Origin of the sequence: Streptomyces sp. NPDC102274 (assembly GCF_044766385.1) — a bacterium.
Lineage (GTDB): Bacteria > Actinomycetota > Actinomycetes > Streptomycetales > Streptomycetaceae > Streptomyces.
In genome coordinates this window covers 128705-140918 of sequence record NZ_JBIWLW010000020.1, presented here as the reverse complement: position 1 = coordinate 140918, position 12214 = coordinate 128705, and the positions used below count along the sequence as shown (strand labels likewise).

The 12214-nt window shown below is 72.4% G+C and carries 11 protein-coding genes; 9 read left to right on the top strand and 2 right to left on the bottom strand.

Annotation, left to right across the window (positions count from 1 at the left end):
• Positions 1 to 146: 146 nt before the first annotated feature.
• From ACIRQP_RS25530 to ACIRQP_RS25520, 3 genes are all read left to right on the top strand, one after another.
• Positions 147 to 1520 carry a ferric reductase-like transmembrane domain-containing protein gene (locus ACIRQP_RS25530; protein ID WP_403893456.1) on the top strand — a complete coding sequence of 458 codons (1374 nt, stop codon included), beginning with the start codon at positions 147 to 149 and terminating at the stop codon, positions 1518 to 1520.
• Between the two features lie 10 nt (positions 1521 to 1530).
• On the top strand, positions 1531 to 1980 hold the full coding sequence (locus ACIRQP_RS25525; RefSeq protein WP_403893455.1) for an FMN-binding protein: 450 nt from the start codon (positions 1531 to 1533) through the stop codon (positions 1978 to 1980).
• A 116-nt stretch (positions 1981 to 2096) separates the two neighbouring features.
• Positions 2097 to 2849, top strand: coding sequence for an FAD:protein FMN transferase (locus ACIRQP_RS25520; RefSeq protein WP_403893454.1), 753 nt, complete (start codon positions 2097 to 2099; stop codon positions 2847 to 2849).
• A gap of 93 nt (positions 2850 to 2942) precedes the next feature.
• On the opposite strand, the gene ACIRQP_RS25515 is transcribed toward ACIRQP_RS25520, so the two are convergent.
• Complete coding sequence (locus ACIRQP_RS25515; RefSeq protein ID WP_403893453.1) at positions 2943 to 3629, bottom strand: CBS domain-containing protein; 687 nt, start codon at positions 3627 to 3629, stop codon at positions 2943 to 2945.
• A 173-nt stretch (positions 3630 to 3802) separates the two neighbouring features.
• Positions 3803 to 5068: an APC family permease gene (locus ACIRQP_RS25510; RefSeq protein ID WP_403893452.1), complete on the bottom strand. Its 1266-nt coding sequence runs from the start codon at positions 5066 to 5068 to the stop codon at positions 3803 to 3805.
• A gap of 143 nt (positions 5069 to 5211) precedes the next feature.
• On the opposite strand from ACIRQP_RS25510, the gene ACIRQP_RS25505 reads away from it, so the two are divergent.
• The 6 genes from ACIRQP_RS25505 to ACIRQP_RS25480 all read left to right on the top strand — a co-directional run bounded on the left by ACIRQP_RS25505 (position 5212) and on the right by ACIRQP_RS25480 (position 12208).
• A complete protein-coding gene (locus ACIRQP_RS25505; RefSeq protein WP_403893451.1) occupies positions 5212 to 5643 on the top strand; it encodes an ArsR/SmtB family transcription factor in 432 nt (143 codons plus the stop codon).
• A 164-nt stretch (positions 5644 to 5807) separates the two neighbouring features.
• Positions 5808 to 8195, top strand: a complete 2388-nt coding sequence (locus ACIRQP_RS25500; RefSeq protein WP_403893450.1) for a protein kinase — start codon at positions 5808 to 5810, stop codon at positions 8193 to 8195.
• Positions 8196 to 8260: 65 nt separating this feature from the next.
• Positions 8261 to 8716 (top strand): DNA-binding protein, encoded by a 456-nt coding sequence (locus ACIRQP_RS25495; protein ID WP_403893449.1) that lies wholly within the window; start codon positions 8261 to 8263, stop codon positions 8714 to 8716.
• 147 nt (positions 8717 to 8863) lie between these two features.
• Positions 8864 to 9202: a hypothetical protein gene (locus tag ACIRQP_RS25490; protein WP_403893448.1), complete on the top strand. Its 339-nt coding sequence runs from the start codon at positions 8864 to 8866 to the stop codon at positions 9200 to 9202.
• Positions 9203 to 9229: 27 nt separating this feature from the next.
• The gene (locus tag ACIRQP_RS25485; protein WP_403893447.1) at positions 9230 to 9550 is read left to right on the top strand and encodes a MerR family transcriptional regulator; all 321 of its coding nucleotides are present in this window, start codon (positions 9230 to 9232) and stop codon (positions 9548 to 9550) included.
• Positions 9551 to 9790: 240 nt separating this feature from the next.
• Positions 9791 to 12208 (top strand): glycoside hydrolase family 65 protein, encoded by a 2418-nt coding sequence (locus ACIRQP_RS25480; RefSeq protein WP_403893446.1) that lies wholly within the window; start codon positions 9791 to 9793, stop codon positions 12206 to 12208.
• Positions 12209 to 12214 lie beyond the last annotated feature (6 nt).

Below are 12214 nucleotides of genomic sequence, written 5' to 3'. Positions count from 1 at the left end.
CGGGGCGTGTGCTTCGGGGCTCGCTCTGAGTTTCCTCTGAATACGCCCGGAGCGAGGGCACTCAGAGGGTCCTCAGAGGTTGGGTTGCCAGGCTGGGCGATCGCCGGTGGAAACGACGCCGGCGGCCACCGGCGGAAAGAGGTCCCATGACCAGCGTGACGACCGGCGCCGCCCACGCGCGCCGCACCACGGACCGCGTGCCGCTGCCGCGACGGCCGCGTCCGGCCGTACCCGTGGTGACGCTGGGAGCGATCTGGGCCGGTGCCGCCGGTGTCCTCGCCCTGTGGTGGAGCGACACGGCGTCGGTCGTGGGCGCGGGCGAGTGGCTGACCGGCGCGGGTCGGATCACCGGGCTCCTGGCGGGCTACGCCTGCGCCGTGCTGGTGGCCCTGATGGCCCGGATACCGCTCCTGGACCACAGCCTCGGCACCGACCGGCTCGCGCGCTGGCACGCGATGGGCGGCCGGTACACCATCTCGCTGGTGCTCGCCCACACCCTGCTGATCATCTGGGGCTTCTCCCTCACCGCACACTCCGGGGTGGTGGACCAGACGACCACATTCCTGCGCGCCTACCCGGACATGCTCAAGGCCACCGCCGCCTTCGTGCTGCTGGTGGGCACCGGAATCGTCTCGGCACGGGCCGCGCGGCGCAGGATGGGCTACGAGACCTGGCACTACCTGCACTTCGCCACGTATCTGGCCATTTTCCTCGCCTTCTTCCACCAGCTGAGCAACGGCGCCGACTTCGTCGCCAACCGGCCGGCTCAGGCGGCCTGGTACACGCTGTACCTGGGAGTCGCCGCGCTCATCGTCTGGTACCGCTTCCTGGTCCCGGTGCGCCGGGCGCTGCGCCACCGGCTGCGCGTCGCCGACCTCAGATACGAGGCGCCGGGCGTCGTGTCGGTCCATCTCACCGGCGAGCACCTGGATGAACTGGGCGCGCGGCCGGGGCAGTTCTTCCGCTGGCGCTTCCTGGCACCGGGCCTGTGGTGGACCGCCAACCCCTACTCCCTCTCCGCGCCGCCGCTCGCCCGCCATCTGCGGATCACGGTGAAGGAGGCGGGCGGGCACAGCGCGGCGCTGGCCCGGCTGCGGCCGGGGACCCGGGTGTGGGCCGAGGGGCCGTACGGTTCCTTCACCGCGGCCCGGAGCGCATCGCGGAAGACGCTGCTGCTGGCGGGTGGTGTCGGGATCACGCCGTTGCGGGCGCTGTTCGAGACGCTCCCCGGCGAGGTGACACTGATCTACCGCGCCCGCCGCCCCGAGGACCTCGCCCTGCGCGCCGAACTCGACACGATAGCGGCGGCCCGCGGCGCTGTCGTGCGCTACGTCGTCGACGAACCGGCCGCGTACTCCTCGCCGCTGACGGCCCGTGCGCTGAGCCGGCTGGTGCCCGACCTCGCCGCGCACGAGGTGTATCTGTGCGGTCCGCCCGGCATGACCGACGCCGCCAAACGCGCGCTGCGCGGCGCCGGGGTGCCGCGCCGTCATATCCATCACGAGTCGTTCGAGTTCTGAGGAGACCGCCGTGCGACGAGCCGTCCTGACCGCCGCGTCGACCTGTTCCCTGGTCGTCGTGCTGCTCGCGCTCAAGCCGCACCACACCGCCGTGACCTCCGCGCTCGGCGGTGGCACACCGCCGAGCGGGACGACCCCGTCGCCGACGCGGTCCGTGCCCCCGGCGGGCGGCGCGCATCCGGTCAGCGGCACCTACACCGGTGATCCCGTAGACACCCAGTACGGCACGGTGCAGGTCGCCGCGACCGTCCAGGGCGGGAAGCTCACCGAGGTCAAGGTTCTCCAGGTACCGTCCGGATCCGGCCGCGACCAGCAGATCGCCGCCTTCGCGGTGCCACGACTGACCCAAGAGGCGCTCGCCGCCCACAGCGCGCACATCGACGCGGTCTCGGGCGCCAGTTACACCAGTCAGGGCTATATCCAGTCCCTGCAGAGCGCACTCGACAAGGCCGGTGTCTGATGGTGTCCCCTTCGGATCGGAAAACAGGTACGAGTACGAGTACAGGTACGGGTGCGGGTGCGGGTAGGGGCGGAGCACCGGGACGTCGCGGCCCGTGGCGCCGTGTCGAGCACGTGATGGGCACCGTCTTCACCTTCGACATACGCGACCCGCGCACGCCCGCCGTCGAGGCCGCGCTGCGCGAGGCGGTGCGCTGGCTGCACCACGTCGACGAGGTGTACTCCACGTACCGTCCCGAGAGCATCATCTGCCGTCTCTCGCGCGGAGAGATCGGACTCGACGACTGCTCCCCGGAGGTACACGAGGTCCTCAGCCTCTGCAAGAGGGCCGTACGGCACACCGGCGGCTGGTTCAGCCATCTCGCGGGCGGCGTCCTCGACCCGTCGGGGCTGGTCAAGGGGTGGTCCGTCGAACGTGCCTCGCGGATCCTGCGCGAGGCGGGCGCGTACAACACCTGTGTCAACGGCGGCGGGGACCTGCAACTCGGGGGAGAGGCGGCGCTGGGTTCCCCGTGGCGCGTCGGGATAGCGGACCCCCTGCGCCCCGGTGAGCTCTGTACGGTCGTCACCGGCCGCGACCTGGCCATCGCCACCTCGGGCGAGACGGAACGCGGAACCCATATCCTCAACCCCCACCACGGCACGCCGGCGGACGGCCCGGCGTCCGTCACGGTGGTCGGCGCCCGGCTCACCATGACCGACGCGTACGCGACCGCGGCCTTCGCCATGGGGGAGGCGGCACGGGACTGGCTGGAATCCCTCGACGGCTACGAAGGGTTCGCGGTGACACCGGACGGCGGGTCGTGGCGCACCAGCGGATTCCCCGGCGAAACGCCGCCGGGTACGGGCGCCGACGTATCGGGGCGCTGAACGCGCCGCCCGGTCCCGGCTGTCTCCCGTCGAGCCCGTCGAGCCCGTCGTCTCTCGTCGACTCGCGTCGTCTTTCGTGTCGTCTCTCGTGGTTCAGAGTCGCGATCCCGCCGAAGGCGACGGCGTGGACGGGGCACCCGGCCCCACCAGATCGCATTCGACATCCACGACCCCCTCGACGGCGCGCACCAGACGGGCCGCCACCGGCACCAGCGCGGTGTCGCCGACGCGGCCGCTGAGCGTCACGACGCCGTCGGTGACGCTGACCCGGACGTTTTCGCGGGACATCAGGAAGAGGCGCTCGACCACCTCCGCGCGTACCTCCTCCGCGAGATCCTCGTCGGACCGCAGGAACACCTTGAGCAGATCACCACGGCTCACGATCCCCCGGAGCATGCCTTCGCCATCGACCACGGGCAGCCGTTTCAGCTTCCCCCGGGTCATGGTCCGCGCGGCCCGGGGCAGGGGGGCGTCCTCCCGGACCGTGACAGCGGGGACGCTCATCAAGTCCTCGGCGGTCAGCGCTCCGGCCTTCCGCAGATCATCGAGACGGCGCAGCTGCTCCAGACGGCTCGGATCCGCGTCCCGGAACTCCTCCTTGGGCAGCAGATCGGCTTCCGAGACCACCCCGACCACGCGACCGTCGCCGGCCAGCACGGGCACGGCGCTCACCTTCCACCGCGCCATGGTCGCGACGATCTCCTTGAATCCGGCCAGCGGGCTCACCGCCACCACGGGGCGCGTCATCACCTCGCTCACGGTGTGCGGCGTGTGGTGCATGGTCCCTCCTGCGATCCGGCCGCGTGACGTGTTCCCCCACGTCAAGCGTGAGCCCGCCGGACGCGCCGCCCCAGGGGCTGACCGGCCCTGCCTCCCGTCCGAGCGGCCCAGCAGCCCCCACGGGCTGCGGGGATCCTGCGGTCCCGGAGCTCCGCGGGAGCCGGAGCCCCCGGTCAGCGGCGTACGGCCGCCTTGCGCAGGCCGTACGCGGCGGCGCCGAGCGCGAGCACCACGGCTCCCCACAGCACCGAGGCCGTCGGCAGGGCGAAAGCCAGGACCAGGCAGCCGGCCATGCCCAGGACCGGCACGATCCTGACGGGGCGGCCCTCCGCCGGGGTGAGCGTCCAGGCGGAGGCGTTGGCGATGGCGTAGTAGGCCAGCACACCGAAGGACGAGAACCCGATCGCACCCCGCACATCGGCGGTGGCGGCCAGGACGGCGACGACCGCGCCGACCGCGAGTTCGGCGCGGTGCGGCACCTCGAAGCGCGGGTGGACGGCGGCCAGGGCGTGCGGCAGATGCCGGTCACGGGCCATCGCCAGCGTGGTACGGGAGACACCGAGGATCAGCGCGAGCAGCGAGCCGAGCGCCGCGACCGCGGCCCCGACCCGCACCACCGGGACCAGCCCCGGGACCCCGGCGGCCCGGACCGCCTCGTCCAGCGGCGCGGCGGCCCCGGCCAGACCGTCGGGCCCGAGGACCGAAAGGACCGCGAGGGCGACGCCCGCGTACACGACCAGCGTGATGCCCAGGGCGAGCGGGATCGCTCGGGGAATGGTCCGGCCCGGGTCGCGGACCTCCTCCCCGAGGGTGGCGATACGCGCATAGCCCGCGAACGCGAAGAACAGCAGCCCGGCCGCCCGCAGCACCCCGCCGAAGGTGGCGTCCGCGCCGAGGTCGAGCCGCGCGGGATCGGCCGTGCCGCCGGTCAGACAGGCCGTGACCACGGCGGCCAGGACGGCCAGCACGACCGCGACGATGCCCCTCGTCAGCCACGCGGACTTCTGTACGCCGGCATAGTTCACCGCGGTCAGCGCCACCACCGCCGCCACCGCCACCGCGTGCGCCTGGCCGGGCCATGCGTACGCGCCCACCGTCAGGGCCATCGCCGCGCAGGAGGCGGTCTTGCCGACCACGAAGGCCCAGCCGGCCAGATAACCCCAGAAATCCCCGAGGCGCTCGCGGCCGTAGACGTACGTGCCGCCGGACTCCGGGTAGCGGGCGGCCAGTCGCGCGGAGGAGGTGGCGTTGCAGTACGCCACCACCGCGGCCACCGCCAGGCTCAGCAGCAGCCCGGACCCGGCCGCCGAGGCGGCCGGCGCGAGCGCGGCGAAGATTCCCGCGCCGATCATCGCTCCGAGCCCGATCACCACGGCGTCGAACACACCCAGATGCCGCTTCAGCTGTCCCGCTCCGGCAGACCTCGCCGACGTACCCATCGCTCGCTCCTCGCCCCTTGCCGGGCAACACCGCGCACTGCCTGTCCGCGCACGCACGATATCGATGGCCGAACAGCCGGCGGACCCCGCCCGCCGCATCCTGGCCCGGCGGCTCTTCGCCGGTCGTCGGTAGGATGGCCGACATGGGCCATGGGACAGAGAGAAGGAACGACGCCAGCGCCCGCGAGCGTCTCGACGCCGCGGGGCCCGCGGACGTCGCCTCCACCCTCCAGGCGCTGGCGACCCCCTCGCGGCTGTATATCCTCGCCCGTCTCCAGGAGGGCCCCTGCGCGGTCGGCGAGTTGGCCGAAGCGGTGGGGATGGAGCAGTCCGCCTGTTCCCACCAGCTCCGCCTGCTGCGCAATCTCGGCCTGGTCACCGGCGAACGCCGGGGGCGCTCCATCATCTACGCCCTGTACGACCATCACGTCGCCGAGCTCCTCGACCAGGCGCTGTTCCACGTCGAACACCTGCGTCTCGGACTGCGCGACATCGCCGTGGCCGGCGGCGTCCCTCAGGAAGCCGAACCGGCGGCCGCGACGGCGTCGGCACGGTCCGCCACCGCCGAGCGCTGACACCGACCCCGTCGGCGCCTCAGGCCGGAGCGGGCCTCCGCGATCGTCGATGAGTGCGCTCCTCCCGCCCTCGCACGACTCGCCCACCGGTAGGGTGGTTCCGCTCGGGGCCCGCTTCCACGGCCGGCCTCGATACCGCGGCGAACGACTCATGGGGGCCAGTGGTGACCTTGCGGGGGGACGATCCACGCTCCGTCGGCGCGTACCGGCTCGTGTCGCGGCTGGGCGCGGGCGGCATGGGCGTCGTCTATCTCGGACGATCCCTCTCCGGACGCCAGGTCGCGGTGAAAATGATCCGGCCCGAGTTCGCCGAGGACGACGGATTCCGCAGCAGGTTCCGTCGCGAGGTGGACGCGGCGCGGCGGGTCAGCGGGGCCTTCACCGCGCCCGTGGTGGACGCCGATCCGGAGGCCGAACAGCCTTGGCTGGCCACGCTGTTCGTGCCCGGACGCACGCTGCACGCGCGGGTGGCGGACGACGGTCCGCTGACCCCGGGGGAGATACGGATCCTTGCGGCCGGCCTCGCGGAGGCGCTGCGCGACATCCACCGCACCGGTCTCGTACACCGCGACCTCAAGCCCGCCAATGTGCTGCTCGCCGAGGACGGTCTGCGGGTCATCGACTTCGGGATCTCGCGGGCCGTGGACAGCGATCCGCTCACCCGCACCGGTCTGGTGGTCGGCACACCGCCGTTCATGGCGCCCGAGCAGTTCCGCGCGGGTGAGGCGACGGGGCCCTTCACGGATGTCTTCGCGCTGGGTTCGGTGCTGGTGTTCGCGGCGACCGGGCACGGCCCCTTCGATGCGACGGACCCGTTCGTGTGCGGCTACCGGGTCACGCACGAGGAGCCGGACCTGGCCGGACTCCCGGACGAGCTGCGGGAGTTGATCGTTCCCTGTCTGTCGAAGGAGCCGAGCGAGCGCCCCACGGTGGGGGACCTCCTCAAGCAGACGGAGGAGGGGATGTCGGGGGCGGTCGCGACGGGGACGACGTCGATCGAGGCGGCGGTTACGGAATCCCCGGCGCCACCGGAGGCGCCGCCCGAGGTACGGCCCGAGGTACGGCCTCAGGCGGAGGTCACCACCGTGAGCGCACCGGCGCGGGAGTCCGAGCCGGTCGCCGAGCCCGGACCCGCGCCGCGGCTCACCGCCTTCGCGCGGGCCGAGACACACGTCGCGCCCGCACCCGCTCCGGCGCCCGCCCCTGCCCCCGTGCCCGCACCCGTGTCCCCGTCCCCCGAGACGCGGACCGGCCCGGAACAACCCTGGGGCGGCTTCCCCCGGCGGCGTACCCTGACCCTCGCCCTCGTCACGCTGGCGGCCGTCGTCGCGGGCTCGCTGTGGGTGGTGAACCAGGACAGGGGCACGGACGAACAGGCCGGTGACACGGGCAAGTCGGCCGGGACCGCCTCGCCCGGAACCCCCTCGTCGTCCCCGTCGCCCAGAACCGGCGTCCTCGGCCCCGTCCCCGACCCGCCCGGCGGATTCCGTGAGTGGACCACCCGCATCACCCTCGAAGGGCGCATGTACGAGCTGGGCAGCGGCAGTTGTGCGACGATGAGAAGCGGCGTCTACTGCGCGACCTCCTACCGCCAGGCGGTCAGGCTCGACCCCGCCACCGGCGCCGAAGGCTGGAAGCAGGACTACCCCGACGGACACGGCTATGTGTACCGGGGCATCGCCGGTGTCGGCGGAGGCACCGTGATCGGCTGGACCTCCGTCAGAGTCTCCGGCGGCCCGTCCCGGCTCACCGGCCTCGCCACCACCGACGGCAAGCCGCGCTGGGCCAAGCACTACACGCAGGTCGCCATCCCCGCCTACGACGGCCGGAACACGGTCTTCATGGCCGACGCCCCCCAAGGCGGGCCGACAGTGCTCAGAGCTCTCGACGCGACCACCGGCAAGGAGAAATGGGCCGCGGACGGTCCCTCACCGGGTGTGGGACCGGTGTTGTGTGCCGGGGACGGCATCCTCGTCACGACCGAGGCGTACGGGGAGAGCACGCTCGCCGCGCTGTACGCGGCGGAGAGCAACGAACAGCTCCGGGAGATCAGTTTCCCCGGCTCCGTCCTGGCGTGCGAAGTCCGGGCGGGCAAGGCGTACTTCCTGGTGGGTGATGGTGACGACGGGCCGCGCCGCGTCCTGCGGTGGGACCCGAAGAAGCCCAAGGACAGCGACTACGAGCGCATCGAAGTCGACGGGAAGTTCCGCACCGGCACGTTCGCCGACGATGTCTTCTACGGCTCCGACGAATCGGCCGCGTACGCCTACGACTTCCGTACGGGCAAGCTCATGTGGCGCCGTGCACTGCCCAAGGGCGTCGGCGCCGCCGCGCCCGCCGCCGCACCCGGCAACCGGCTTCTGGTGCCCGTGGGCAAGGGCAAGGTGGCGGTGCTCAACGCCACCACGGGCAGCCTGCTGTGGACCGCGACACCGAAGGGCAAGACCGCGGACGGCGCCGAGAGCCGCCCGATGACACTCGGCGGTGCCGTGTACACGGTCTCCCTGGGGACGGACATCCACGCGTTCCGGCTGGACGGGAAGACGGGCTGACGGATTGAACGTTCTGTTCACAATGATCGGTTGACATCACCTTGTGTGTCGCTGATCCTGGGGGTATGTCATCGACTTCCGGTCGGCCCACCGACCCCTTCACACCCCCGCACCCGGAGCAGGCGCGCGCGCACCGCGTCCACGCGTCCCTGTTCCGCATCGCCGAGCGGCACGCGGCCAGTGACGAGCAGCGCCGCCGGCAGGTCCATCCCTCCGTCATCGCGCCGCACGAGGCCATCAGACTGGTGTCGTTCCTGCTCAGCGGCGCCGCGCGGTCCGAGGACGGCGAGCCTGAGGTGGACCACGCCGACATCACCGCCGCTCTGAGCCTCATCCCCCTGGCGCGCGGCGAAATGGACGAACTGGAAGCCGGGCTCCTCAAGATGGCCCGGGGTCGCGAGATGACCTGGCAGGAGATCGCCTTCGGTCTCGGTCTCGGCACTCCGCAGGCGGCGCGGCAGCGGTACGAGCGGCTGGCCGGCCGTACCGCTGCCGACGCGGACGGGGCGGGGGAGTCTTAGGGCGTGACTTCAAAGTGGCGCCGTCCGCCCGAGGGGCGGGCGGGACTTTGAGGACAGGTCCCAGGGCCGCCTCGGAGCGTCAGGGCGCGCCGCCCACCGCCCGCTCGGCGGGATGTGGTGCTCGTGACCTGCCGGACGATCGGTGGCGTGACCAAGCGCCGGGTGGTGGCGGGCGCGGTCGCCGGATCCGTCCGCCGGGTGTATATGCAGCGCAGCCCGGACGGCGGCCGGAGCTGGTCACCACAGCGGGACATCACGGAGTCGGTCAAAGCCGCGGACTGGCGCTGGTACGCGGTGGGTCCGGGGCACGCGGTGGCGCTGCGCCGCGGCCCCCACCGGGGACGGCTGCTGGTGCCCGCGAACCACAGCGCGGGCCCGACGGCCCGCAGCGGCGCGCACTCCGTCGTTGCCGTAGGACGCGCAGGAGCGCCTGACGGGGATGAAGGGCCTGACGGGGCTGACGGGGCTGACGGGCGCTCACGGTGAGGTGAGCGGTTCGGCCCGGTAGGCGCGGTGCAGCAGCTCCACGAAAGACAGGAGCAGGGACTGTTCGAGGCCGGGCGCGGTCCGAACGGCTACCGCGACTACGACGAGGACGCCGTGGTCACCGTGCGGCAGGTGCGTGCGCTGCTGGACGCGGGCCTGTCCACGGAGGTGATCCGCGTGGTGCTGCCGTGCGCCAGGGGCGAGGCGCCGGAGTTCGACATGTGCGTGGACCTGCGGGCCGTCCTGGGCCGCGAGCTGGCGGCCACGGACGAGCGGATCGACAAGCTCCGGCGCAGCCGCGGCACCCTCGCCGGCTATCTGTCGCCGTCGCCCGGATCGTCGTCGTAGCAATCGCTCATAGCAATCGCTCGTGGTGAACCTCGTAGCGAACCTCGTGGCGAACGCGACCAGCCGCCCGTCCTCGTACACCCCGAGCCGGTGCGCCCGGCGGCGGCGCCGGGAGAGGTCCTTACTCGCACCTTCACCCCGGCCCCGCCGTGCTCATGGCCGTCAGCCGTGGTGCCATGGGTCCATGGGCCATCTCCCAGGTCCCGCGAGGAACAGGGGAAGCGTGAACAGGAGAAGCGGGTGACCGCACGCGCCTGGACCTGGACCTACGAGGGGTACGACCCCGAAGCGGAGCGCCTGCGCGAGGCGCTCTGCACGCTGGGCAACGGTTACTTCGGCACCCGCGGCGCCGCGTCGGAGACCTCCGAGGGACCGGCGCACTACCCCGGCACGTACGCGGCGGGCTGCTACAACCGGCTGATCTCCACCGTGGCGGGCCGTCAGGTCGAGAACGAGGACATGGTCAATCTGCCCAACTGGCTTCCGCTGCGCTACCGCGTACGCCCCGAGGGAGCCGCACCGGGACCGTGGCTCTCACCCGACGGCCCCCACCTCCTCACCCACCGGCAGAGCCTGGACCTGCGGCACGGCACCCTGACCCGCTGGTCGGTGTACGAGGACGACGCCGGCCGGCGGCTGCGCGTGGAGCAGTGCCGGCTGGTGCACATGGGCGAGCCGCATCTCGCCGCGCAGCGCACCTCGTTCACCGCGGAGGGCTGGGCCGGGAAGGTGGAGGTGGAGTCGGGTCTCGACGGCGATGTGCGCAACGCGGGAGTGGAGCGGTACAGCGAGCTGGCGAGCCGGCATCTGACCCACGTGCGCAGCGGCGCCGAGCACGAAGACACCGTGGTGTGGCTGCGGTGCCGCACCGTCAACTCCGACATCCGGATCGCGCTCGCCGCGCGTATCCGCGTCACCGACCACCGCACCCTCACGCCCCGTGCGCGGCTCACCGCCGGACAGGCCGTCCAGACCCTCACGATCCCCGTCGGGCGCGACGAGACGGTGGCCGTCGACAAGACGGTCGCGCTGTACACCTCCCGTGACCCGGCGATCAGCGGCCCGCGGACCACCGCCGTCCAGGAGGTACGGCGTGCCGCCGACTTCCCCCGGCTGCTGGCCTCGCACCACCGTGCCTGGGAACGCATCTGGCGGGAGGCGGCGCTGGACGTGCCCGGCGAGGCGGGCCGGATCCTGCGGCTGCACCTCTTCCACGTACTCCAGACCCTCTCCCCGCACACGGCGGGACTGGACGTCGGCGTACCGGCCCGAGGGCTGCACGGCGAGGCGTACCGCGGGCATGTCTTCTGGGACGAGCTGTTCGTCCTGCCGTTCCTCAACCTGCACTTCCCGGAGGTCTCCCGGTCCCTGCTCGGCTACCGCTACCGGCGGCTGCCCGCGGCCATCCACGCGGCGCGCAGCGTGGGCCGGCGGGGCGCGATGTACCCCTGGCAGAGCGGCAGCGACGGGCGCGAGGAGACTCAGGAACTCCACCTCAATCCGCGCTCCGGCCGCTGGCTGCCCGACTACTCCCGGTTGCAGCACCATGTCGGCTCGGCGGTGGCGTACAACGTGTGGCAGTACTGTCAGGCCAGCGGCGACACGGAGTTCCTGCACACCGACGGCGCGGAGATGCTGCTCCAGATCGCGCGGTTCTGGGCGAGCAGCGCGGTCTGGGACCCGGTGCTGGAGCGGTACCGCATCCGCGGTGTCGTCGGTCCCGACGAGTACCACGACGGCTACCCGGAGGCCACGGTGCCGGGACTGGACGACAACGCCTATACGAACGTCACCGCCGCCTGGGTACTGACCCGGGCCCTCGAACTCTGCCGGACCCTGCCCCTCTCGCACCGCCATCAGCTCTTCGACCGCATCCGGCTCGCGCCGTCGGAACAGGACGGCTGGGACGACATCGCCCACCGGCTCCATGTGCCGTACCACGCGGGGGTCATCAGCCAGTTCGCCGGCTACGGGGACCTCGCCGAACTCGACTGGGAGGGGTACCGGCGGCGGTACGGCGACATCCGGCGGCTGGACCGGATCCTGGAGGCGGAGGGCGACACGGCCAACCGCTACCAGGCGTCCAAGCAGGCCGATGTGCTGATGCTCGGCTATCTCTTCTCGCCCCGGGAACTCGCCGGGCTCTTCCGGCAGCTCGGTCACCGGCTCGACGACGACTCCTGGCGGGCCACCGTCGACTACTACCTCGCCCGCACCAGCCACGGGTCCACGCTCAGCTCCCTCGTCCACGCGTGGGTGCTGGCCCGGGGCCGCCGTGAGGACGCGTGGGCCTTCGCCGAGGAGGCGCTCGCCGGGGACGTGGCGGATGTGCAGGGCGGCACCACGGCGGAGGGCATCCATCTCGGCGCGATGGCGGGCACCCTGGACTTCGTGCAGCGCGGGCTGACCGGTCTGGAGACCCGTGACAACGCGCTCTGGCTGGATCCGGCGCCGCTGCCCCAGCTGTCGAAGTTCGGGGTGGGCATCCGCTACCGCAATCACTGGGACGTGGATCTGCGGATCCGCGCCCAGTGGGTACGGATCGTCGTGCCGGACGCGGGCGAGGGTCCGGTACGTGTGGTGCTCGGCGGGGTCGAGTCCGTCATCGCCCCCGGCACCACGCGCCGGCTCGAACTGCCCGGTACCGGTACCACGTGAGTCGGC

What these genes read in the sequence shown, in the direction of transcription:
- ACIRQP_RS25530 (WP_403893456.1), top strand. Translation starts at nt 147, where the DNA reads ATGACCAGCGTGACGACCGGCGCCGCCCACGCGCGCCGCACCACGGAC.
- ACIRQP_RS25515 (WP_403893453.1), bottom strand. Translation starts at nt 3,629, where the DNA reads ATGCACCACACGCCGCACACCGTGAGCGAGGTGATGACGCGCCCCGTG.
- ACIRQP_RS25520 (WP_403893454.1), top strand. Translation starts at nt 2,097, where the DNA reads ATGGGCACCGTCTTCACCTTCGACATACGCGACCCGCGCACGCCCGCC.
- ACIRQP_RS25510 (WP_403893452.1), bottom strand. Translation starts at nt 5,068, where the DNA reads ATGGGTACGTCGGCGAGGTCTGCCGGAGCGGGACAGCTGAAGCGGCAT.
- ACIRQP_RS25505 (WP_403893451.1), top strand. Translation starts at nt 5,212, where the DNA reads ATGGGCCATGGGACAGAGAGAAGGAACGACGCCAGCGCCCGCGAGCGT.
- ACIRQP_RS25495 (WP_403893449.1), top strand. Translation starts at nt 8,261, where the DNA reads ATGTCATCGACTTCCGGTCGGCCCACCGACCCCTTCACACCCCCGCAC.